Consider the following 21,170-nt stretch of genomic DNA (forward strand, 5'->3'; position numbering starts at 1 on the left):
GCTACGCCTCCTCTCGCAGGATGACCTTCGTCTTCACGGGCAGCTTGCGACCGGCGAGGCGCATGGCCTCACGCGCGAGGTCCTCCGGCACGCCGGCGAGCTCGAACATGACGCGGCCCGGCTTGACGACGGCGACCCAGCCCTCGGGCGAGCCCTTGCCGGAGCCCATGCGGGTCTCGGCGGGCTTCTTGGTGAAGGACTTGTCCGGGAAGACGTTGATCCAGACCTTGCCGCCACGCTTGATCTTGCGGGTCATGGCGATACGGGCGGCCTCGATCTGCCGGTTGGTGATCCAGCCGGCCTCGAGGGCCTTCAGGCCGTACTCGCCGAACTGCACGGTCGTCTGACCGCGCGACAGCCCGCGGCGACGGCCACGGTGCACCTTGCGGTGCTTGATGCGCTTCGGGGCGAGCATCTATCGACCTCCCTGCGGGCCGCGCCCGCCTCCGCCGCCCTGGCCACCACGGCCGGGGCCTCCGCCGCGACCGCCGAAGCCGCCGCCCTGACCGCCACGGCCTCCGCCGCGACCGCCGCCGAAGCCGCCGGGGCCTCCGCCCTGGCCGCCACGGCCGCCCTGACCGCCGCGCCCGCGGCCACGGCCGCGACCGTCACGGTCGTTGCGCCCGCGACCGTCACGGTCGTCCTGGCGCGTGCTCGGGCCGTCGAGGTCCGTGAGGTCCACGCCGGTGAAGCCCTCGGGCATGATCTCGCCCTTGTTGATCCAGCACTTCACGCCGATGCGGCCGAAGGTCGTGACGGCCTCGAAGAAGCCGTAGTCGATGTCCGCGCGCATCGTGTGCAGCGGGACGCGACCGTCGGAGTAGGACTCGGTGCGGGCCATCTCCGCGCCGCCGAGGCGGCCCGAGACCTGGACCTTGCAGCCCTTGGCGCCGGAGCGCATCGCGCTGGTGAGCGCGCGCTTCATCGCGCGCCGGAACGCGACGCGGTTGCGCAGCTGCTCGGCGATCGACTGGGCCACGAGGTTCGCGTCGAGCTCCGGACGCTTGATCTCGAGGATGTTGACCTTGACCTGCTTGTTGGTGATCCGGTGCAGGTCCTTGCGCAGGGCGTCGACCTCGCTGCCGGACTTGCCGATCACGATGCCCGGGCGCGCGGTGTTGATGTTCACCTCGACCTCGTTGGCGTCCTTGCGGATCGTGATGTGCGAGAGGCCCGCGTGGGAGAGCTTGCCGACGATGTGCTTGCGGATCGCGACGTCCTCGGCGAGGTAGTCCGCGAACAGCTTCTCGTTGAACCAGTTGCTCTTCCAGTCGTGGATGTACCCCACGCGCATGGACTCGGGATGGACCTTCTGACCCATGGTCTACTGCTCCTTCGGCGTCAGCGCGATCGAGAGGTGGCTCGTGCGCTTCCGGATCTGGGTCGCGCGCCCCATGGCACGGGGGCGGAACCGCTTGAGGGTGGGGCCTTCGTCGGCGTAGATGGCGTGGATCTTCAGGTCCTCGCCGATCAGCTCGTGGTTGTGCTCCGCGTTGGCGACCGCCGACTCGAGCAGCTTGCTCCAGTCCTGCGCGACGTTGCGGTTGGCGTGCGCGAGGATCGCGCGGGCCTCCTCGACGGACTTGCCGCGGAGGTGGTCGCAGACCAGCCGCGCCTTGCGCGCGGAGGTGCGGACGTACTTGGCCTGCGCGCGGACGAGCTGCAGCTCGCCGTCGGCGGCGCGGGGCTTGGTCTTCTGGACGTGGGGAGCCGGGGCGGCGACGGCGGGAGCGTCGTCCTCGTCCTCGTCGGCCTCGTCGGCGGTGTCGGTCGCCTCGGCGACCGGCTCCTGCTCGGTGGGCTCCGCGGGGGTGTCGTCGGCGGTGGCCTCAGCAGGAGACTCGGCGACCTCGTCGGTCGTCGTGGTGTCTTCTGCGGCGGCCTCGGCCTCGACCGGCGTCCCGCTGTCCTCGGTGCCCTCGTCGGGCTTCTCGTTCTCGTCGATCATCGGACCTTCCCCGAGCCGGCGTGGCCACGGTACGTACGGGTGGGAGCGAACTCGCCGAGCTTGTGCCCGACCATGGACTCGCTGACGAACACGGGGACGTGCTTGCGCCCGTCGTGCACGGCGATCGTGTGCCCGACCATCTCCGGGAAGATCGTCGAGGTCCGGGACCAGGTCTTCACCATGGTCTTCTTCGTGCCCTCGTTCATCTTGTCGATGCGCGCCATCAGGCGCTCCTCGACGAACGGGCCCTTCTTGCTGGAGCGAGACATGTCTAGCGCTTGCCCTTCCCACGGCGACGGCCGCGCACGATGTAGCGGTCGGACGCCTTGTTCTTCTTGCGGGTGCGGTAGCCCAGCGTGGGGACGCCCCACGGGGTCACCGGGTGACGACCGGGGGTCGTCGAGCCCTCGCCACCACCGTGCGGGTGGTCGACGGGGTTCATGGCGGTGCCGCGCGTCTGCGGGCGGACGCCCATGTGACGCTTGCGGCCGGCCTTGCCGATCTTGACGTTCTGGTGGTCGGCGTTGCCGATGACGCCGACGGTCGCGCGGCACTCCGTGCGGACCTGGCGCATCTCGCCGGACGGCAGGCGCAGGGTCGCGAGGTCCCCGTCCTTGGCCATCAGCTGGATCGAGGTGCCGGCGGAGCGGCCGAGCTGACCGCCGCGGCCGGGCTGCAGCTCGACGTTGTGGATGACGGTACCCGTGGGCATGTTCGCCAGCGGCAGGCAGTTGCCGACGGCGATGTCCGCGTCGGGGCCCGACACGACGGTCATGCCGACCTTCAGCCGCGCCGGGGCGAGGATGTAGGCCTTGACGCCGTCGACGTAGTGCAGCAGCGCGATGTAGGCGGTGCGGTTCGGGTCGTACTCGATCGCGGCGACCTTGGCGGGGATCCCGTCACGGGTGCGCTTGAAGTCGATCTTGCGGTAGAGCCGCTTGGCTCCGCCGCCGCGGTGACGCGCGGTCTTGCGACCGTTGGAGTTGCGGCCACCGGACTTCTTCAGACCCTCGACGAGCGTGCGCTCGGGCTCGGTCTTCGTGATCTCGGCGAAGTCCGGGTACGTGACGAACCGGAGGCCGGGGCTGGTGGGCTTGGGCTTGCGTACGGGCATGGCTCAGCTACCCCTCCAGGCCCTGCAGGCCCTGGAAGATCGGGATGGAGTCCCCGGGACGCACCTGCACGATGGCCTTCTTCCACTCCCGCGTGCGGCCGCGCGAGATGCCGCGGCGCTTGGGCTTGGACTTGACGCTCATCGTGTGGACGCCGACCACCTTGACGTCGAAGAGGACCTCGATCGCCTGCTTGATCTGCGTCTTGTGGGCATCCGCGTGGACGCGGAAGGTGTACTTGTCGGCCGACGCGAGCACGTAGCTCTTCTCGCTGACGACCGGGCGGATGATGACCTGGCTCGGATCCATGACCTAGCCCTCCTCGGTCTGCTCGGCGGTGGTGACCTTCTCGCCCTTCGCACGCGCCGTGAGCTGCGCGAGCGCGCCCTCGGTCACGAGCAGCGAGGCGGCACCGACGAGGTCGGCGATGCCGGTGTTCGACGCGGCGATCACGGTGACGCGCTCGAGGTTGCGGAACGAGAGCGACGCGCGCTCCTCGTTGTCCGCGAGCACGACGAGCACGGAGCGGCGCTTGCCGTCCTTGAGCCAGCCGTCGAGCAGCGCGACCGCGGCCTTCGTCGAGGGCGTCTCGAAGGACGCCGGCTCGAAGACCGCGAGCGACCCGCGCTCGGCGTGCACGGAGAGGATGCTGCGCAGGGCGGCACGCTTCTCCTTGCGGTTGACCTTGAACGTGTAGTGGCGCGGCGACGGGCCGAACACGATGCCGCCGCCGGTCCAGACCGGGTTGCGGCTCGAGCCGGCACGGGCACGACCGGTGCCCTTCTGCCGCCACGGCTTGGCGCCACCGCCGCGGACCTGGCCGCGGGTCTTGGTGGACGACGTGCCCTGGCGACGGGCGTTCAGCTCGGCGCGGACCGACTCGTGCACGAGCGGCCCGTTGAAGGGCGCCGCGAACGCGGTCTCGTCGAGGTCGACGGTCTTCGTGCCGCCGAGGATGGGAGCGCTAGGCATCGGTGCGAACCTCCACGACACCGTTCTTCGGCCCGGGCACGGAGCCACGGACCAGGAGCAGGTTCTGGCCAGCGTCGATCTGCACGATCTCGAGGCCCTTCTGGGTGACGCGCTCGTTGCCCATCTGGCCGGGGCCGCGGATGCCCTTCATCACGCGGGCGGGCCAGGCGGAGGCACCGATCGAGCCGGGGGCGCGCACGTTGTGCGAGCCGTGGGACTTGGGACCGCTGGCGAAGCCGTGACGCTTGATCGTGCCCTGGAAGCCCTTGCCCTTCGAGGTGCCGGCGACCTTGACCTTGTCGCCGACCTCGAAGGCCTCGACGGTGACGGTCTCGCCGACCTGCAGCTCGCCGGCCTCGTCGCGGAACTCGACGAGGTGGCGGTGCGCGGAGGCGCCGGCCTTCTTCAGGTGCCCGAGCTCGGGCTTCGTCAGGTGCTTCTCCTTCGTCGCGCCGAACGCGAGCTGGACGGCCTCGTAGCCGTCGCGGTCGAAGGTACGGATGCCCGTGACGGGGCACGGACCGGCCTCGAGGACGGTGACGCGCTCGACGCGGCCGTCCTCCAGGAACAGCTGGGTCATCCCCAGCTTCTTGGCAAGGATCGCAGGCATGGGTCAGCCGACCAGCTTGATCTCGATGTCGACGCCCGCCGGGAGGTGGTCGAGACGCTGGAGCGAGTCGACCGTCTTCGGCGTCGGCTGATGGATGTCGATCAGCCGCTTGTGGGTGCGGATCTCGAAGTGCTCGCGGGAGTCCTTGTCCTTGAAGGGCGAGCGGATCACGCAGTAGATGTTCTTCTCGGTCGGGAGCGGCACGGGACCCGTGACGGTCGCGCCCGTGCGCGTCGCCGTCTCGACGATCTCCTTGGCAGCCGACTCGATGGCCCGGTGGTCGTAGGCCTTGAGGCGAATGCGGATCTTGTTCTGGGTGGCAGTTGCCATGGAAGCTTCTTTCTGGGTCCTACGGCTGTTCCGTCTGACGTCCGGTGTACTGCTTCTTCTCGGGCGCTTGCGCGCTGAGGGCGGATCCCGATCACGACCGGGTTCCGCCCAGGTCCTGCGTGCTGCTGTCTCCTGCGGGTCCTGCGGTTACGGCGTGACGCGCCAGGTGCGCCGCCGGCCGAGGCCGGCGACGCACCCGTCGCAGTCGGTCCTGCGCTAGACGAGCACCTCGGTGACGACGCCCGAGCCGACCGTGCGGCCACCCTCGCGGATGGCGAAGCGGAGGCCCGGATCCATGGCGATCGGCTGGATGAGCTCGATCTCCATCTGGACGTTGTCGCCCGGCATGACCATCTCGGTCCCCTCGGGGAGGTTCGCGACGCCGGTCACGTCCGTGGTGCGGAAGTAGAACTGCGGGCGGTAGCCGGTGAAGAACGGCGTGTGACGGCCACCCTCCTCCTTCTTCAGGACGTAGACCTCCGCCTTGAACTTCACGTGCGGGTTGATCGAGCCCGGCTTGCAGAGGACCTGCCCGCGCTCGATCTCCTCGCGCTTGGTGCCACGCAGGAGGCAGCCGACGTTCTCGCCCGCGCGACCCTCGTCGAGGATCTTGCGGAACATCTCGACGCCGGTGACGACCGTCTTGGACGAGTCCTTGATGCCGACGATCTCGACCTCGTCGCCCGTGTGGATGATGCCCTGCTCGATGCGGCCGGTCGCGACGGTGCCGCGGCCGGTGATCGAGAAGACGTCCTCGACCGGCATCAGGAACGGCTTGTCGAGGTCGCGGGTCGGCTCCGGGATGTAGCTGTCCAGGTGGCCGGCGAGCTCGATGATCGCGTCCTTGTACTTCTGCTCGCCCTCGAGGGCGCCCGTGGCCGAGCCCTGGACGAACGGGATGTCGTCGCCCGGGAAGTCGTACTCGGAGAGCAGGTCGCGGACCTCGACCTCGACGAGCTCGAGGAGCTCCTCGTCGTCGACCATGTCGACCTTGTTGAGGAACACGACGATGTACGGCACGCCGACCTGACGCGCGAGCAGGATGTGCTCACGGGTCTGCGGCATCGGGCCGTCGGCGGCGGACACGACCAGGATCGCGCCGTCCATCTGCGCGGCGCCGGTGATCATGTTCTTGACGTAGTCGGCGTGACCCGGGCAGTCGACGTGCGCGTAGTGCCGGTTCTCGGTCTGGTACTCGACGTGGGAGGTCGCGATCGTGATGCCGCGCTCCTTCTCCTCGGGAGCGTTGTCGATCTCGGCGAACGACTTCGCCTCGCCGCCCATGGCCTCCGCCAGGACGGTCGTGATCGCAGCGGTCAGCGTCGTCTTGCCATGGTCGATGTGACCGATGGTCCCGACGTTGACGTGCGGCTTGTCGCGCTCGAACTTCTCCTTGGCCATCTACCTTCGCTCCTCGTGGGGAAAAATCGTCTGCTGGGGTCGGCCCGCCGACTCCTCAGCGAACCAGTGAAAGCTATCTCAGAACTGCGTTTCGTGCGGTCTGGGGTCAGGCCGCGCTCGGGGTGCCCGTCCGGCCCTCGGCGATCTTCTCGGCAAGGTTCGGCGGGACCTCCTCGTACCTCTCGAACTGCATCGTCGAGGACGCGCGCCCCTGCGTGTTGGAGCGCAGGTCGGTGACGTACCCGAACATCTCCGACAGCGGCACGTAGGCCGTGACGGCGAGGGCGTTGCCGCGAGGCTCCTGCCCCTCGACGCGACCGCGACGGCTGGACAGGTCGCCGATGACCGTGCCGAGGAACTCCTCGGGGGTCACGACCTCGACCTTGAAGATCGGCTCGAGCAGCACCGGCTTCGCGCGGCGGCAGGCCTCCTTGAAGGCGATCGAGCCGGCCATCTTGAAGGCGATCTCCGAGGAGTCCGTCTCGTGGTACTTGCCGTCGATCAGCGTCACGCGGACGTCGACCATCGGGTAGCCGGCCTTGACGCCGTTGGCCATCGCCTCGGAGCAGCCCTTCTCGACCGAGGGGATGTACTCGGTCGGGACCGAGCCGCCCTTGATCTGGGAGACGAACTCGAAGCCCTCGCCGGGGATCGGCTCGACGTTGATCTGCACGACGCCGTACTGGCCCGAGCCGCCGGTCTGCTTGACGAACTTGCCCTCGACCTTCTCGGCGGTGCCGCGGATGGTCTCGCGGTAGGAGACCTGCGGCTTGCCGACGTTCGCCTCGACGCCGAACTCGCGCTTCATGCGGTCGACGAGGATGTCGAGGTGGAGCTCGCCCATGCCGGAGATCTCGGTCTGGCCGGTCTCCTCGTTGGTGGCGACGACGAAGGTCGGGTCCTCCTCGGCCAGGCGGCCGAGGGCGACGCCCATCTTCTCCTGGTCGGACTTCGTCTTCGGCTCGACGGCCACCTTGATGACCGGCTCCGGGAACTCCATCGACTCGAGCTTGATCGGCTGCTCCGGCGAGCACAGCGTGTCGCCGGTGACGATCTGCTTGATGCCGACGCCCGCGGCGATGTCGCCGGCGTAGACCTCGGTCACGTCCTCGCGGTCGTTGGCGTGCATCATGAGCAGGCGGCCCATGCGCTCGGTCTTGCCGGTGCCGACGTTGAGGACCTTGCCGCCGGACTCGAGGATCCCCGAGTAGACGCGGAAGTAGGTGAGCTTGCCGAAGAACGGGTCGCTCATGATCTTGAACGCGAGCGCCGAGAACGGCTCCTCGTCGCTGGCCGTGCGGGTCGCGGGCTCGCCGTCGGAGCCGTCGCGGTTGGGCACGACGCCCTCCATGGCGGGCACGTCGAGCGGGCTCGGCAGGTAGTCGATGACCGCGTCGAGCAGCGGCTGGACGCCCTTGTTCTTGAACGAGGAGCCGCAGAGGATCGGGGTGATCGCGATGGCGAGGGTCGCCTTGCGGATCGCGGTCTTGATCTGCTCCTCCGGGATCTCGCCGTCCTCGAGGATGAGCTCCATGAGCTCGTCGTCGTAGTTGGAGATCTCGTCGAGCATCTTCTCGCGCGCGTCCGCGGCCTCGTCGGCGAGCTCGGCCGGGATGTCGACGATGTCGATCTCCTTGCCGAGGTCGTCCTTGTAGATCGTCGCCTTCATCGTGACGAGGTCGATGATGCCCTTGAACTCGCCCTCCGCGCCGATCGGCAGCTGGATCGGGACCGGGTTCGCGCCGAGGCGGTCGACCATCGTCTGCACGGACATGGCGAAGTCCGCGCCCATCTTGTCCATCTTGTTGCAGTAGGCGATGCGCGGGACGGAGTACTTGTCCGCCTGACGCCACACCGTCTCGGACTGCGGCTCGACGCCGGCGGCGGCGTCGAACGTCGCGATGGCGCCGTCGAGGACGCGCAGCGAGCGCTCGACCTCGACGGTGAAGTCGACGTGGCCGGGCGTGTCGATGATGTTGATGCGGTGGTTCTGCCACTCGCAGGTGGTCGCAGCGGAGGTGATCGTGATGCCACGCTCCTGCTCCTGCTCCATCCAGTCCATCGTGGCCGCGCCGTCGTGGACCTCACCGATCTTGTGACTGCGACCGGTGTAGTAGAGGATCCGCTCGGTAGTGGTCGTCTTGCCGGCGTCGATGTGCGCCATGATCCCGATGTTCCGGGTCTTCTCGAGGGAATACTTGCGTGGCATGAGTCAGCTTCTCGATCGTCGTGGCAAAAAGAACGGGCCCACTGGGCCCGCGCGTACACCAGGGTGGTCTCCCGAGTGTCGCGCTATGTGGCAGAGGTCTCCATCAGGGCGCAGCCTTCGTCGCCGGGCCGCGCGCGCATGAGCGCGAGAAGTCCGGAAGCGGCGCGGAACCATAGCAGATCGAGGCTGGCCCTCCGGGTCGCTCCGGGCGGTGTCGCCGCGGTCCGCCTGGTGCTCGCCCTCATGGGGTTCGCAGGTGCGGTGCTCGTCGCGGTCACGACCTTCGCCCCGATCATCGAGATCACCATCGGCGGGGGCGGCAACGCCACCGCCGAGTTCGATCCGAGCCTGACCGGCTACGACCGTCACAGCGTCGCACTGCTGCTGCTCGGGGCGCTCGCCGGGGTGCTCCATCTCGGCGCCGTCCGCGGCGCACGCCCGGCGACGCTCGCGGTCGCCGCGTGCGGCGTCGCGGTCCTGCTGATCGCGGTCCTCGGCGACGCGCCGGACCTCGACCAGGCCGGTCGCGTCGCCGAGCTCTACGAGGACACGAGCGCCCAGGCGGGCATCGGCTTCTTCCTCGAGACGCTCGGGGGCGCGCTGCTCGCCGTCGCGGGCGTCGGCCTGCTGCTGCTCGGCGGCGGGCAGGCCGCGATCGCCGGTCGGCGATCGCCGGGCGGGCCTGCGGTCGCTGCCGAGGACTCTGCGGAATTGGCCTCGGTGCAGGACGTGCCCGCGCGGGCCACGGTCGAGCCGGGTGCGCCGGCGGTCCGCGGCGCGGCGGAGCCGACGGAGGACGTCCCGGATCCGCCGCAGATCGACGACGAGGTGGACGCCCCCGCCGCGCGCGCGGGCTCCGGGACGCCGCCACGGGCGTCCGCGGGCCGGCGGCTGGGCGGCGGCCTCGCCGCGGGCGCCGCGAAGGCCCGGCGCGCCCGCGAGGACCAGTCGCGGCGCCGCGCGCAGCGGGCCGAGGCGGAGCGGGCCCGCGAGGCCGCCCGCGCCGAGCGCGCCGCGCAGGCCGCCGAGCGCGAGGAGCAGGCCGCCGCGGTCGCCCGCGCCCGCGACGCCGAGGAGGCCGTGGCGCGCGGGGCTGCCGCGCGCGAGCAGGCGGACCGCGAGCGCGCCGCCGCCGAGCGCGAGGCCGCGGCGCGCGAGCAGGCCGAGCGCGAGCGGTCCGCCGGGCAGGCCCCGGAGGACGGGCCCGCACCTCCGGACGCCCCGCCGGCCGGCGGGACGCTCAGCTTCGACGAGCGCCTGCGCCAGGCCCGGGAGCGCGCGCGGCGCATGCGCGGCGGTCGCTGACCGGCCTCGCGGCGCCGGCGGCCGGTCCGGCTCCCGCCCACGACGGCGTACTGGGTGATCCGGCGCCCACATATGGGCTCGAGATCACCCAGTACGCCCCGGGCCGGGCGCGCACCGACCGAACTGGGTGATCTCGAGCCCGGATATGGCACCCGGATCGCCCAGAACCGCGGGGCCGAGCGGCGGCGGGCCCGCGACGTCACACGCGGCCCCGCACCTGGAGGCCCCCGGCCCGCCGCACCTACCCCGCCCCTGGCCCGCCGCGCGCACCCCGCCGCGCCTGGCCGCGCCGCACGCGCCCGGACGCGCCGGACGCGGCCGGACGCGCCTGGCCGCGCGCGCCCGCTTCGCCCGGGCGTCGCAGGCACGCTCCGCGACGACCCGGGCGGGCGCGCGCCCGGCCACCCGGGGCCGAACTGGGTGAGCGCGAGCCCGTATCTCGCACGCAGATCACCCAGAACGAGCGCTCGGAGCGGCGGCGGCCGGGCGCCCCGCAACGACGAACGCCGCCCCGGCGACGGGGCGGCGTTCGGTCCGGCTCAGATGGTGCGGGCGACTACCAGCGGTAGTGCGCGAAGGCCTTGTTGGCCTGCGCCATGCGGTAGATGTCGTCCTTGCGCTTGTAGGCGCCGCCCTGGTTGTTCTGGGCGTCGAGGAGCTCGTTGGCGAGACGCTGGGCCATCGTCTTCTCGCGACGCTGGCGGGCGAACTCGGCGAGCCAGCGGATCGCGAGCGTGCGCGCACGGCGGGCCGGGACCTCCACCGGGACCTGGTAGGTCGCGCCGCCGACGCGGCGGGAGCGGACCTCGAGGTTCGGCGTCAGCGCCTTGATCGAGAGCTCGAGCGCCTCGACGGGGTCCTTGCCGGTCTTCTCCGACAGGATCGCGAGGGCGTCGTAGACGATCCGCTCGGCGGTGGACTTCTTGCCGTCGAGCATGATCTTGTTGATCAGCTGCTGGACGAGGCGGGAGCGGTGGACGGCGTCCGGCTCGATCGTCCGGATCTGCGCGGCTGCGCGGCGGGGCATCAGGTACCTACTTGCTCTTCTTGACCCCGTACTGCGACCGCGCCTTCTTGCGATCGCTGACGCCGGCGGCGTCGAGGGTCCCACGGACGACCTTGTAGCGCACGCCCGGCAGATCCTTGACGCGGCCACCACGCACGAGCACGACGGAGTGCTCCTGCAGGTTGTGCCCCTCGCCCGGGATGTAGGCCGTGACCTCGATGCCACCGGAGATGCGGACACGCGCCACCTTGCGGAGGGCCGAGTTCGGCTTCTTCGGCGTCGTCGTGTACACGCGGGTGCAGACGCCGCGACGCTGCGGGGCGGCGGTCTTCTTCTTGCGGCCCTTGCCGGACTTGAGGCCCGGGGTGGACAGCTTCTTGCTCTTCGGCGTGCGACCCTTGCGGATCAGCTGGCTGGTCGTAGGCATGCGACCGGGGAGAGTAGCAACGATCGTTCGGCGGCGACCCGTGCCCCTCCGAGGGGGCCGCCAGGCGACCGCGCCGGTCTCCTCCGCGTGGTAAGAACCGGTCATGGCCTCCGCCAACCCGATCCGCCACCTCGGCTCGCAGCTCGAAGCGCTCGCCAACTCGCTGGCGGTCCTCCCGTCGGTCGGTCGGCAGCTCACGCTGATGCGACGCGAGGTCAAGGGACTGCGGCAGGACATCGGCGAGCTGCCCGACCTGATCCGCGAGCTGACGACCGTCGTGACGCGCATGGCGGACGAGGTCGAGGGCATGCACCGCGACGTCGTGGTCATCGGGGACCGGGTGCAGCCGCTCGCCTCGCAGCTCGAGCCGCTCGCGCCGTCGCTCGGCTCGCTCGAGCCGAACCTCGAGCGCATGCTCGGGGAGATCAACGGCCTGCGCAGCGATCTCGGTCGCCTGCCCTTCATGGGTCGCGGCGGCCGCGGACGCCGCGCGCCCGAGCGTCCCGGTGCCGCACCGGTCGAGGACGACGACGTCGCCCTGCGCTCGGCCGACGCGAGCTAGCCCACGGTCCGCGGGCTACCCCGCGAGGCCGGCCAGCGCCTCGACGGCCGGGACGTGCTCGCGGCCCTGGTCGCGCGCGACCGGCTCGTAGGTGACCGCGCCCGCGGCGACGTTCAGCCCCGCGAGGAAGCCCGGGTCGGCCTCCAGCGCGCCTCGCGCGCCGGCGCTCGCGAGCCGCACGACGTACGGCATCGTCGCGTTCGTCAGCGCGAAGGTCGAGGTGATCGGGACCGCGCCGGGCATGTTCGCCACGCAGTAGTGGGTCACGCCGTCGACCTCGTAGGTCGGGTCGGAGTGCGTGGTCGGCCGCGACGTCTCGAAGCAGCCCCCCTGGTCGATCGAGACGTCGACGAGGACCGCGTTGCGCTTCATCAGCCCGAGCTGCTCGCGGGTGATGACGTGCGGGGCCTTCGCGCCGTGGACGAGCACCGCGCCGATCACCAGATCGGCCTCCGGGAGCAGGCGCTCGACGTTCAGCGTCGTGGAGAACACGGTCGAGCAGCGGTTGTTCAGGGAGGAAGTCGACCTCGCGCAGCCGGTCGATGTTGCGGTCCAGGACGTAGGTCTCGGCGCCCATGCCGATCGCGATCTCCCGCGGCGGTGAGGCCGACGACGCCCGCCCCGATCACCACGACCTTGCCGGCCGCGACCCCGGGCACCCCGCCGAGCAGCAGGCCACGTCCCCCGAGCGGCTTCTCCAGCATGAACGCGCCCGCCTGCGTCGCGATCTTGCCGGCGACCTCGCTCATCGGGGCCAGCAGCGGCAGCCGGCCCTGCGGGTCCTCGACGGTCTCGTAGGCGATGCAGGTGGCGCCGCTGTCCACCAGGCCCTGCGTGAGGGCGGTGTCGGGCGCGAGGTGCAGGTAGGTGAAGAGCACGTGGTCGGGCCGCAGCCGCGCGACCTCGACCGGCTGGGGCTCCTTGACCTTCACGATCATGCCCGCCTGCTCGAAGACCGCGTCGGCGTCGGGGAGGATCCGGGCGCCCTGGGCGACGTACTCGTCGTCGGTGATCGCCGACCCCTCCCCCGCGCCCCGCTGCACGACCACCTCGTGGCCGCGGTCGACGAGCTCGCGCACCCCGGCGGGGGTGAGCGCGACGCGATACTCGTCGGTCTTGATCTCGGTCGGGACGCCCACGGTGGTCATGTCCGTGATCATCGACCTCGACGACGGACCCGACAAGCTCTACGCTCGCTGACCGTGAATCCGGATGCACTGGACCCGATCAACCGTGATCTCCTCCGTCTCCTCGGCGAGAACGGACGTGCGAGCTTCACCGAGCTCGGCGCGGCGGTCGGACTGAGCCCGCACGCGACCGCGGAGCGGGTGCGCCGCCTGCAGGAGTCCGGGGTCGTCCGGGGCTTCACCGCGATCGTCGACCACGCCGCGATCGGCGGCGGCCTCGAGGCGCTCATCGACGTGCGGCTGCTCGCCGCGACGCCGCCCGAGCGCTTCGAGGAGTTCGTCGCGACCCTGCCCGACGCGCGCGAGATGTGGTTCGTGACCGGCCGCTACGACTACGAGCTGCGCGTCACGTGCGCGGACCCGGAGGCGCTCGACGGGACCGTCCGCGCGATCCGCCAGCGCGGCGGCGTCGCCGCGACGGAGACCCGGATCGTCATGCGCTCCCGCCGCTTCCCCGTCGCCTGAGCGACGTTCCGGTCAGCGCCGGCCGCCGTCGCCCGCCGACGCGGGCGCCATCTCGCGGCCGCGCAGCGCGAGCCAGAACTCGATGCGGTCGCGGGCCCGGCCGAGGTCGCGACCGGTGATCTCCTCGATCTTGCGGATCCGGTAGCGCAGCGTGTGGCGGTGGCAGTACAGCAGCCGCGCGGCCGCCTCCCACTGGCCGTTGCACTCGATGAAGGCCTCGAGCGAGCGCATCAGCTCGCCGCCATAGTGGCCCTCTCCCTCCTCGATCGGGCCGAGCATCGACTCGCAGAAGAGCCGCAGCGCGTCGGTGTCCTGGAGGGCGAGCAGCAGCTGGAAGGAGCCGAGGTCGCGGTAGGTCGCGACGCGTCCCGGCTCGCCGCCGGCCGCGCCGTTGCGGTTGGGGGTCGGGTCGGCACCGAGCTCCCGGGCCTCGAGCGCGCAGCGCGCCTCGTGCCAGGCCTCGCGGGCGCGTCCGGCGGGGACGCCGCGCCCGGCGCCCGCCAGCGGGTCGCGGCCGAGCGTGGTGGCCACGCGCGCGACGATCCGCTCGCAGGTGTCGAAGAGCTCCTCGTCGAGGAAGCCGGGGAGCAGCACGCCGACGAAGCGGCCGGTCGTGGCGACGAGGCCGCTGACCGCCTCGGCCCGCAGCGCGTCCGCCACCGCGCTCTCGACCGCCGTGGGCGGCGCCGCGGCGGGCTGGCTCGGCCCGCTGCCGGGCACCGCGAGTGCCAGCGCGGTGATGCGGCCGCCCAGGCCGAACGGCTCGAGGCGGCGCTGCAGCTCCGGCCCATCGACCTCGCCGGCGACGATCTCGCTGAGCACGTCCCCGGCGAGCCGGCGCTCGGTCGCGTCGGCCACGCGGACGCGCAGCAGCTCGAGCGCGACCACCGTGACGGCCTGGTGGAGGATCAGCCGGTCGATCTCGGCCAGCCCGCCCTGGTCCTTGGCCGCGACGAGCCACGCCTGCGGCACCGTGCCCGGCGCGGCACCCGGGCTCGCGACCGGGAGCGCGAGGGCGCGACCGCCGAGCGACGGGGTGGTCGGCAGGAACTCGCGGCTCTCGCCGCGGCGCGCGCGCTCGCGCAGCTCCTCCCCCAGCGAGGCGAGGAGCTCGGCGTCCGCGTCGCGCCGGAAGGTCCGGTGGGCCAGCGGCTCCCCGCGGCCGTCGAAGACCAGCGCGGCCCCTCCGATCAGCGTCGCCAACTGACCGGCGATCGCCTCCAGCCCACGCTCGGACAGCACGATCCGCTGGAGCCGCTCCTGCGCGACGATCGACCGCTGCAGCAGCGCGTACTGCTCGTTGACCAGCCGCGTGAACGCCCGCTCGGTGAGCGCGATGAACGGCAGCTCGTACGGGACCTCGAACAGCGGGAAGCCCGCGTCGGCGGCCGCCTGCACCATCGCGGCGGGCACCTCGTCGTGCCCGAACCCGGTGCCCACCCCGAGGCCGGCGAGGCCGTGGTCGGCCAGCCGCTCGACGAACGCGCGCTGCGCGGCGGGCCTGCTGCCCAGCGCCATGCCCGTGGTCAGCAGCAGCTCGCCGCCGCTGAGGAACGGCGTCGGGTCCGGCAGCTCGGTGATGTGCACCCAGCGGACCGGCTGGTCGACCGCCTCCTCCCCGGCGAGGAGGCGCACGTCCAGATCGGCGAGCAGTTCGCTGACCGTCAGCATCAGAGCCGGGTCGACGCCTCCTCGAGCACCGGGCGCAGGATCGACTCGATCTCCGCGAAGTGCTCGGGTCCGGAGATCAGCGGCGGGGACAGCTGGATGACCGGGTCCCCACGGTCGTCGGCCCGGCAGATGAGCCCGCGGCGGAACAGCTCGCCGGAGAGGAAGCCGCGCAGCAGCGACTCGGCCTCCTCGCGCGAGAAGGACGCCTTCGTCTCGCGGTCCTTGACGAGCTCGATCGCCTGGAAGTACCCGGCGCCGCGGACGTCGCCGACGATCGGGATGTCCCGCAGCGACTCGAGCATCGCCCGGAAGTCGCCCTCGTGCTCGCGGACGTTCTCGAGGATCCCCTCCTGCTCGAACACGTCGAGGTTCGCCATGGCGACCGCGGCGCACATCGGGTGCCCGCCCCAGGTGAAGCCGTGGGCGAAGCTGTTGGTCCCCTCCAGGAACGGCTCCATCAGCCGGTCGGAGGCGAGCACCGCCCCCATCGGGGCGTAGGAGCTCGTGAGGCCCTTCGCGGTCGTGATGATGTCCGGCTGGTAGCCGTAGCGCTGGGCGCCGAACCACTCGCCCAGGCGCCCGAACGCGCAGATGACCTCGTCGCTGATGAGCAGGACGTCGCGCTCGTCGCAGATCTCGCGCACGCGCTGGAAGTAGCCCTCCGGCGGGGTGAAGCAGCCGCCGGCGTTCTGGACCGGCTCGAGGATGACCGCGGCGACGGTGTCCGCGCCCTCGAAGTCGATCCGCCTGGCGATCGCCTCGGCGAGGTTCTCCACGCCGTAGCCGGGGGCGAGCCGGTACAGGTTGGTGTTCGCGACGTGGCAGCCGCCGGGCGTGAACGGCTCGAACGGCTGGCGCAGGCCGGTGATGCCGGTCGCGGTGAGCGCGCCGAGCGTGGTGCCGTGGTAGGCGGTCTCGCGGGCGATGATCTTCGTCTTCGTCGGGTTGCCCGTGAGCTTGTGGTACTGGCGCACGAGCTTGATCGCGGACTCGACGGACTCGCCGCCGCCGCTGGTGAAGAAGACGCGGTTGAGGTCACCGGGCGCGAGGTCGGCGAGCCGGGCGGCGAGCTCGATCGCCCGCGGGTGCGCGTAGGACCAGGTGGTGAAGAAGCCGAGCTCGCGCGCCTGGTCGGCTCCGGCCTGCGCGACGTCGTGGCGGCCGTGGCCGATGTTCACGCAGAACAGCGCGCTCAGACCGTCGAAGTAGCGGTTGCCGTGCTCGTCCCAGACGTAGCAGCCGTCGCCCTTGACGATGATCGGGATCTCCGCCCCGGCGTCGTAGGCGCCCATCCGGCTGAAGTGCATCCACAGGTGCCGCTTGGCGAGCTCCTGCAGGTCCCTGGTCTTCGGCTGCTCCGTCGTGGCCATCGCGCGTTCCTTTGGACGATCCGGCCATCGGGTGGCCGATCTGGACAACGTACTGTCCGCGGACGGTATCCACCACCCCCGGTGTGCACGGAGGCAGAACTGCGACGGGCGGGCGTGCCGCTCAGGCGGTCGCGGCGACGGCGCGGCCCTGCCCGGAGGCGGCCGCGGCGGTCGAGCGGATCGGAGCGGGCGTGAGCGCGCTCGCGACGATGACCATGAGGAACGCCAAGGCCGAGACGGCGATGCCGACCGCGTCGCCCGGCATCGGGTCGCCGAAGACGATGATGCCGCCGGCGATGCAGGAGATGTTCGCCGCCGTGCCGGTGATCGCGATGACCTCGACCGCGCCGCCGTCCTGCAGCGACCGGGCCGACGCGTAGAACGCGGTGGCCGACGCGCAGACCGCGACGAGCAGCCAAGGGCTGAGCAGCGCGCCGATGCCGTCGAAGCCGACGAGCTCGGTGAGCGCCTTCACGGCGATGTTGCAGACGCCGAAGAGGATGCCGGTGGCGGCCGCGAGCATGATCCCGTGGTGCTCGCGCTTGGCGCCGGCACGCGGGCCGAGCAGCAGCAGCGCGCCGAGGCCGATGAGCCCGCCCTGGAAGGCGACCATCGCCTGCAGGGAGAAGCCGTCGGCACCGTGACCACCGGGCATCGTGAACGCCAGCGCGGCGAGGCCGACGCCGGTGAGGCCGAGCCCCCACCACTGGCGCCGCTCGACGGCGAAGCCGAAGATGCGGTCCGCCATCACGGCGATGAGGACGACGCCGCCCGAGAGCACGACCTGGACGGTCGAGAGCGGGGCGAGCGCGATCGCGCCGACGTGCAGCACCCAGCCGACGAGGCCGAGGAGCATGCCGAGCGCGAACCACTTGGAGCGCCACAGGTTGGCCGCGGTCCGCAGCGGATGGCGGACGTCGACGGTGGGGACCTCGTTGCAGCCTCGGTGCTTGTAGAAGAAGCCGAGGTTCGCCGCCAGGGCGCAGAGCAGGGCGAGGAGGATTCCGAGCTGAATGGTCATACAGGGGGGAGCGTGGGCCGGGCCACCGCGGTTCGGGAGCGGTGGGAGTGGTCAAGCCCTACATCGACCGGTCCGGTCGACGGCTTGACCGCGGCCGACGAATTCGAGGGTAGCGGGTCCTCACGAGAAGTACGCCGATGGGGCAGAAAGGTCACCATGTGGTCACAGATGCGCTGCAAACCGCTGCTTCTCGTCGACGTCGACGGGGTCATCTCGCTCTTCGGATTCACCATGGACAGCTGTCCGACCGGATCCTGGCACCAGATCGACGGGGTCGCCCACCTCCTTTCGGGCGAAGCCGCAGAGCACCTTCTCGACCTGATGTCGGTGTACGAGCTCGTCTGGTGCACGGGCTGGGAGGAGCGGGCCGACGAGCACCTGCCGACGCTCCTGGGGCTGCCGCGCCTCCCGTGGCTGTCGTTCGACCGCAATCCGGGCAAGGGCAACGCGCACTGGAAGCTCGCCGCGATCGACGCGCACTGCGGCGACCGACCCGCCGCCTGGCTCGACGACGCGCTCGACGCCGGCTGCGAGGAGTGGGCGCGGGAGCGCTCCGCCCGTGGCGCCCCGACGCTGCTGGTCCGCACGCGGCCCGAGGTCGGGCTCACCCGGACCGAGCGCGACACGCTCCATGCCTGGGCCGCTCAGCTCCAGACCTGACGCACCGTCACCTCGTAGCCCGCCGCGACCCCGGCGGCCTCGACGGCCAGCGCCCGGCCCGCGTCGCTGCGCTGGACGAAGCGCAGCTGCGACGGGCCGACCACCCCGGACCAGGCGCGATGGAACGCCTCCGCGCGGTCGGCGCGCCGCGCGAGGTCGTCGGGGACGGCGTGCCAGCGCTCGTCCAGGGGCGGGCGCCGGCGCAGGACGCGGGCGAGCATGCCCAGCGGGCCGCGTCCCGGGACCCGGATCGGCCGCGACACGAGGTAGCGCGGGGACTCCACGACGCCGAGCAGCTGCTCGAGGGCGGTCGCGAGCAGCGCGGCGTGCTCCGGGGTGCCACGCCGCAGGCGGCAGCGCAGGTAGCCGTCGCTGCGCGGCTCCACGACGAGCGAGTCCGCGACGTCGCGCGGGAGCTCGCCGAGTGCCGCGTACGCCTCGACCACCGCGTGGGCGGCCCCGTCCAGCGGCGGCAGCGGCGGCGCGAGCGCGGCCGCGCGGCGCAGTCGCAGGCCCGCCCACAGCCCGGCCCCCGGGACGGCGAGCAGGCCCGCCAGCCCCACCGGGCCGGCGAGCGCCGTCCCCGCGGCGGCCGCGAGCGCCCCGCCCGCCGCGGTCAGCACGGGGGCGCGCTGCGACAGCGGCAGGGCCGCCTGCACGCCCGCGTCCCGCGCCGTCTCCCCCGCCGCGAGGTCCTCGCGCACCGGCCGGACGGTGATCGTCGGCCGCTCCACCGCCTCGTAGGGCGTGCCGATCGCCCAGCGCTCGCGCGCGCCGGCGTGGTCGGCCGCGCGGGCCCGCATCGCCCGGTCGACCACGGCGAGCTCCGCCGCCGCGGGCGGCGTGAACGGCCCGAGCAGCGGGTGCACGTGCGAGGGCCCCGCCTCGATCACCCCGTCCTCCGCGGGCGCCAGCAGGTGGGCGTGCTTGCGCACGAACCGCCGGTAGTCCGCCGCACCGCGCGCGAGGTCGGCGGCGACGCACACCACGTCCCAGTTCGAGGCGATCTTCTCCGGCCGCTGCGGATCCAGACGCAGCGAGCGCCCGCGCATCTGGCGCACGCTGACCCCGGTGGTGGCGACCGTCAGGTCGACGAGGACGTTGACGCACGGCGCGTCCCACCCCTCCCCCAGGAGCGCGCGCGTCCCGACCAGCGTGCGCGTGTGCCCGGCGGTCAGCGCCGCGGTCGCCCGCGGCACCCAGTCGCGCGGCGTCCACGGCCCCGCCGCCAGCCGCAGCTCGACGAGGCCGTCCGCGTCCGGCTCCGGCACGCCTGCCGGCGCGATGTCCAGCGCCGCGGCGAGCGCCTCGTGGTCCTCCGGCACGCAGCGCAACGCCCGGCCGCTGACCAGCAGCGGTCGCAGGGGGGCCGTGCGGAGGTCCTCCGCGAGCGCGACGACCGCGCGCGCGGCCGTCCCCGCCGTCGCGTCGAGGACCCCGGTGAGCGCCCCGTCGGCGCGGCGCTCGGCCCGCTCGGCGTCGCACAGGACGCAGGCGCGCAGGGCCTCCCCGCGCGCCTCGTCCTCGCAGGCGAGGACCTCCACGAGCGCCAGCGGCTTGGCGGCCGAGGAGGTCAGCAGCCGGTCGACCTCCGAGCGGCCGCGCCGGATCCCCTGTCGCGTCAGGGTGAAGCCCAGGTCGCGCAGCGCCGCGCCGATCGCCTCGTGACGGGCGGCCGCCGCCGGCGACGGGTCCGCCGCGAGCGCGCCGAGCGCGTAGTCCTCCAGCAGCACGAGCCAGTCGTCGAGGTCCGGCGGCTCGCGGAACGCCTCGCCGCGCGGCGCCCCCGGCGGCGGGGCGAGCCCGGCCGAGAGCAGGAACCGCACGCCCGCCCGGGCCAGCGCGGGACGGCGACGCTGGAAGGTCCCCCACGGCACCTCCGCCGCCCCGTCGGCCGCTCCCCGCTCGCGCATCCGTCGCAGCACCCACGCCGGGAACGACAGCGGCGCCGGGACCCCGTCGGGCGCCGGGACCTCGTCGTGCAGGGCGGTGACGAGCTCGGCGAAGCGGACGTCGTGCTCGGCGAGCCAGGCCCGCTCGGAGGCCAGCGGCGCGCAGAACCAGGCGAGCTCCTGGTACGGGGCGAGGAAGCCGTCACGGACCACGGCGGGGGTCGGGACCGAGAAGTCGACCGGGCCGAGCAGCGCCTCGTAGAGCTCGCCCTCCGCCGCGGTCAGCTCCGCCGGCGGGGTCGCGGTGAGCCCGACGACCAGCTCCGCGTCGAGCTGCGCGAGGACCGCGCGCACGACGTAGCCCCACAGCGACGCGAGGTGATGGCACTCGTCGAGGACCACGGTCGCAGTGCCGGCGGCCCGCAGCGCGGCGACACGCTCCCGCGCCCCGCGGTCCAGCAGGTCGGCGAGCGCCAGGTCGGGGTGCTCCCCGCGGGCCACCTCGCGCTTGATCGCCGCGACGATCCGCGAGACCTGCGCGCTGCGGCGCCGCTCCGCCTCCCCCGTCCAGTCCGCGGCCGCCGCGGCGACCGCCTGCTCGGACTCGCCCGTGGCCGCCGCGCGCTCCGCCGTCCAGCGGGCCTGCGCGAGCTCGCGCAGCGCAGCCCCCGGGTCCTCCAGACGGCACAGCGCCTGGTACGTGAGCACGGAGATCGGCGCGTCGCGGTCGAGCTCGGTCCGCACGAGGCCCGCGCCCCCGCAGCGGCCGATCTGGGCGACCCACTGGGCCTGGATCGCCTGGTTGGGCACGAGCACGAGCGCCGGGCCGCCGCGGCGGCGGACGAGCTCCAGGCCGATCACCGTCTTCCCGGACCCCGGGGGCGCGACGAGGTGCGTGCGCCGACGACCGGCGGCGCGGTCGGCCTCGAACGCCGCGAACGCGAGCTCCTGGTAGCGGCGCCAGGTGCCGGGGAAGCGCAGGTCCGCGACGGTCACGCGCCCACCCTAGAACGGCGAAGGCC

21 protein-coding genes and 1 pseudogene are annotated in these 21,170 nt (G+C 72.5%); 4 read left to right on the forward strand and 18 right to left on the reverse strand.

The genetic code is table 11. The features are described from left to right. Position 1: 1 nt before the first annotated feature. The 11 genes from rplP to fusA form a co-directional block, all read right to left on the reverse strand. Positions 2-415, reverse strand: coding sequence for a 50S ribosomal protein L16 (rplP, locus tag GKE82_RS08395; protein ID WP_107571263.1), 414 nt, complete (start codon positions 413-415; stop codon positions 2-4). Then, a complete protein-coding gene (gene rpsC, locus GKE82_RS08400; protein WP_107571262.1) occupies positions 416-1,321 on the reverse strand; it encodes a 30S ribosomal protein S3 in 906 nt (301 codons plus the stop codon). Positions 1,322-1,324: 3 nt separating this feature from the next. After that, positions 1,325-1,948, reverse strand: a complete 624-nt coding sequence (rplV, locus tag GKE82_RS31295; protein WP_196189119.1) for a 50S ribosomal protein L22 — start codon at positions 1,946-1,948, stop codon at positions 1,325-1,327. Then, on the reverse strand, positions 1,945-2,217 hold the full coding sequence (gene rpsS / locus GKE82_RS08410; protein WP_107571261.1) for a 30S ribosomal protein S19: 273 nt from the start codon (positions 2,215-2,217) through the stop codon (positions 1,945-1,947). The genes rplV and rpsS overlap by 4 nt, the downstream gene beginning before the upstream one ends. 2 nt (positions 2,218-2,219) lie before the next feature. Next, the gene (gene rplB / locus GKE82_RS08415) at positions 2,220-3,062 is read right to left on the reverse strand and encodes a 50S ribosomal protein L2 (protein ID WP_107571260.1); all 843 of its coding nucleotides are present in this window, start codon (positions 3,060-3,062) and stop codon (positions 2,220-2,222) included. 7 nt (positions 3,063-3,069) lie between these two features. Further along, the gene (rplW, locus tag GKE82_RS08420) at positions 3,070-3,369 is read right to left on the reverse strand and encodes a 50S ribosomal protein L23 (protein ID WP_107571259.1); all 300 of its coding nucleotides are present in this window, start codon (positions 3,367-3,369) and stop codon (positions 3,070-3,072) included. Between the two features lie 3 nt (positions 3,370-3,372). Then, complete coding sequence (gene rplD, locus GKE82_RS08425; protein ID WP_107571258.1) at positions 3,373-4,032, reverse strand: 50S ribosomal protein L4; 660 nt, start codon at positions 4,030-4,032, stop codon at positions 3,373-3,375. Continuing rightward, complete coding sequence (gene rplC, locus GKE82_RS08430; RefSeq protein ID WP_107571257.1) at positions 4,025-4,642, reverse strand: 50S ribosomal protein L3; 618 nt, start codon at positions 4,640-4,642, stop codon at positions 4,025-4,027. Before rplC ends, rplD begins: the two co-directional genes overlap by 8 nt. A gap of 3 nt (positions 4,643-4,645) precedes the next feature. After that, entirely contained in the window at positions 4,646-4,972 is a 327-nt protein-coding gene (rpsJ, locus tag GKE82_RS08435; RefSeq protein WP_107571256.1) for a 30S ribosomal protein S10, read from the reverse strand. 216 nt (positions 4,973-5,188) lie between these two features. Continuing rightward, entirely contained in the window at positions 5,189-6,373 is a 1,185-nt protein-coding gene (gene tuf / locus GKE82_RS08440; RefSeq protein ID WP_154732980.1) for an elongation factor Tu, read from the reverse strand. 106 nt (positions 6,374-6,479) lie between these two features. Beyond that, positions 6,480-8,582 carry an elongation factor G gene (gene fusA / locus GKE82_RS08445; RefSeq protein ID WP_107571254.1) on the reverse strand — a complete coding sequence of 701 codons (2,103 nt, stop codon included), beginning with the start codon at positions 8,580-8,582 and terminating at the stop codon, positions 6,480-6,482. Between the two features lie 231 nt (positions 8,583-8,813). Between fusA and GKE82_RS08450 the strand changes: the two genes are divergently transcribed. After that, entirely contained in the window at positions 8,814-9,887 is a 1,074-nt protein-coding gene (locus GKE82_RS08450; RefSeq protein WP_154732981.1) for a hypothetical protein, read from the forward strand. A gap of 556 nt (positions 9,888-10,443) precedes the next feature. Here the strand turns inward: GKE82_RS08450 and rpsG are convergent. Both rpsG and rpsL read right to left on the reverse strand, forming a co-directional pair. Next, positions 10,444-10,914 carry a 30S ribosomal protein S7 gene (rpsG, locus tag GKE82_RS08455; RefSeq protein WP_107571252.1) on the reverse strand — a complete coding sequence of 157 codons (471 nt, stop codon included), beginning with the start codon at positions 10,912-10,914 and terminating at the stop codon, positions 10,444-10,446. Between the two features lie 7 nt (positions 10,915-10,921). Further along, a complete protein-coding gene (rpsL, locus tag GKE82_RS08460; protein WP_107571251.1) occupies positions 10,922-11,320 on the reverse strand; it encodes a 30S ribosomal protein S12 in 399 nt (132 codons plus the stop codon). A gap of 103 nt (positions 11,321-11,423) precedes the next feature. Between rpsL and GKE82_RS08465 the strand changes: the two genes are divergently transcribed. Then, positions 11,424-11,882, forward strand: a complete 459-nt coding sequence (locus GKE82_RS08465) for a hypothetical protein (protein ID WP_154732982.1) — start codon at positions 11,424-11,426, stop codon at positions 11,880-11,882. Positions 11,883-11,897: 15 nt separating this feature from the next. Here the strand turns inward: GKE82_RS08465 and ald are convergent. Then, positions 11,898-13,030 (reverse strand): annotated as a pseudogene (ald, locus tag GKE82_RS31300) (alanine dehydrogenase). Positions 13,031-13,084: 54 nt separating this feature from the next. Between ald and GKE82_RS26900 the strand changes: the two are divergent. Further along, entirely contained in the window at positions 13,085-13,534 is a 450-nt protein-coding gene (locus GKE82_RS26900; RefSeq protein ID WP_196189120.1) for an Lrp/AsnC family transcriptional regulator, read from the forward strand. A gap of 12 nt (positions 13,535-13,546) precedes the next feature. Here the strand turns inward: GKE82_RS26900 and GKE82_RS08480 are convergent, their stop codons facing one another. The 3 genes from GKE82_RS08480 to GKE82_RS08490 all read right to left on the reverse strand — a co-directional run bounded on the left by GKE82_RS08480 (position 13,547) and on the right by GKE82_RS08490 (position 17,596). Continuing rightward, positions 13,547-15,205, reverse strand: coding sequence for a PucR family transcriptional regulator (locus GKE82_RS08480; protein WP_154732984.1), 1,659 nt, complete (start codon positions 15,203-15,205; stop codon positions 13,547-13,549). Beyond that, positions 15,205-16,575: an aspartate aminotransferase family protein gene (locus GKE82_RS08485; protein WP_154732985.1), complete on the reverse strand. Its 1,371-nt coding sequence runs from the start codon at positions 16,573-16,575 to the stop codon at positions 15,205-15,207. The genes GKE82_RS08480 and GKE82_RS08485 overlap by 1 nt, the downstream gene beginning before the upstream one ends. A gap of 121 nt (positions 16,576-16,696) precedes the next feature. After that, a complete protein-coding gene (locus GKE82_RS08490) occupies positions 16,697-17,596 on the reverse strand; it encodes a hypothetical protein (RefSeq protein ID WP_107571245.1) in 900 nt (299 codons plus the stop codon). Between the two features lie 168 nt (positions 17,597-17,764). Between GKE82_RS08490 and GKE82_RS08495 the strand changes: the two genes are divergently transcribed. Next, the gene (locus tag GKE82_RS08495; RefSeq protein ID WP_107571244.1) at positions 17,765-18,256 is read left to right on the forward strand and encodes a hypothetical protein; all 492 of its coding nucleotides are present in this window, start codon (positions 17,765-17,767) and stop codon (positions 18,254-18,256) included. Here GKE82_RS08495 and GKE82_RS28120 read toward each other — a convergent pair. Beyond that, positions 18,241-21,144, reverse strand: a complete 2,904-nt coding sequence (locus tag GKE82_RS28120; RefSeq protein ID WP_309233497.1) for a DEAD/DEAH box helicase family protein — start codon at positions 21,142-21,144, stop codon at positions 18,241-18,243. The genes GKE82_RS08495 and GKE82_RS28120 overlap by 16 nt on opposite strands. Between the last annotated feature and the right edge of the window lie 26 nt (positions 21,145-21,170).

It is taken from the genome of Conexibacter sp. W3-3-2, from assembly GCF_009707605.1.
GTDB classification, from domain to species: Bacteria; Actinomycetota; Thermoleophilia; order Solirubrobacterales; family Solirubrobacteraceae; genus Paraconexibacter; species Paraconexibacter algicola.

Excerpts from the sequence above, each read along its gene's own strand:
- rplP (WP_107571263.1), bottom strand. The coding sequence starts at position 415 with ATGCTCGCCCCGAAGCGCATCAAGCACCGCAAGGTGCACCGTGGCCGT.
- rpsC (WP_107571262.1), bottom strand. The coding sequence starts at position 1,321 with ATGGGTCAGAAGGTCCATCCCGAGTCCATGCGCGTGGGGTACATCCAC.
- rplV (WP_196189119.1), bottom strand. The coding sequence starts at position 1,948 with ATGATCGACGAGAACGAGAAGCCCGACGAGGGCACCGAGGACAGCGGG.
- rpsS (WP_107571261.1), bottom strand. The coding sequence starts at position 2,217 with ATGTCTCGCTCCAGCAAGAAGGGCCCGTTCGTCGAGGAGCGCCTGATG.
- rplB (WP_107571260.1), bottom strand. The coding sequence starts at position 3,062 with ATGCCCGTACGCAAGCCCAAGCCCACCAGCCCCGGCCTCCGGTTCGTC.
- rplW (WP_107571259.1), bottom strand. The coding sequence starts at position 3,369 with ATGGATCCGAGCCAGGTCATCATCCGCCCGGTCGTCAGCGAGAAGAGC.
- rplD (WP_107571258.1), bottom strand. The coding sequence starts at position 4,032 with ATGCCTAGCGCTCCCATCCTCGGCGGCACGAAGACCGTCGACCTCGAC.
- rplC (WP_107571257.1), bottom strand. The coding sequence starts at position 4,642 with ATGCCTGCGATCCTTGCCAAGAAGCTGGGGATGACCCAGCTGTTCCTG.
- rpsJ (WP_107571256.1), bottom strand. The coding sequence starts at position 4,972 with ATGGCAACTGCCACCCAGAACAAGATCCGCATTCGCCTCAAGGCCTAC.
- tuf (WP_154732980.1), bottom strand. The coding sequence starts at position 6,373 with ATGGCCAAGGAGAAGTTCGAGCGCGACAAGCCGCACGTCAACGTCGGG.
- fusA (WP_107571254.1), bottom strand. The coding sequence starts at position 8,582 with ATGCCACGCAAGTATTCCCTCGAGAAGACCCGGAACATCGGGATCATG.
- rpsG (WP_107571252.1), bottom strand. The coding sequence starts at position 10,914 with ATGCCCCGCCGCGCAGCCGCGCAGATCCGGACGATCGAGCCGGACGCC.
- rpsL (WP_107571251.1), bottom strand. The coding sequence starts at position 11,320 with ATGCCTACGACCAGCCAGCTGATCCGCAAGGGTCGCACGCCGAAGAGC.
- GKE82_RS08465 (WP_154732982.1), top strand. The coding sequence starts at position 11,424 with ATGGCCTCCGCCAACCCGATCCGCCACCTCGGCTCGCAGCTCGAAGCG.
- GKE82_RS08480 (WP_154732984.1), bottom strand. The coding sequence starts at position 15,205 with ATGCTGACGGTCAGCGAACTGCTCGCCGATCTGGACGTGCGCCTCCTC.
- GKE82_RS08485 (WP_154732985.1), bottom strand. The coding sequence starts at position 16,575 with ATGGCCACGACGGAGCAGCCGAAGACCAGGGACCTGCAGGAGCTCGCC.
- GKE82_RS08490 (WP_107571245.1), bottom strand. The coding sequence starts at position 17,596 with ATGACCATTCAGCTCGGAATCCTCCTCGCCCTGCTCTGCGCCCTGGCG.
- GKE82_RS08495 (WP_107571244.1), top strand. The coding sequence starts at position 17,765 with ATGCGCTGCAAACCGCTGCTTCTCGTCGACGTCGACGGGGTCATCTCG.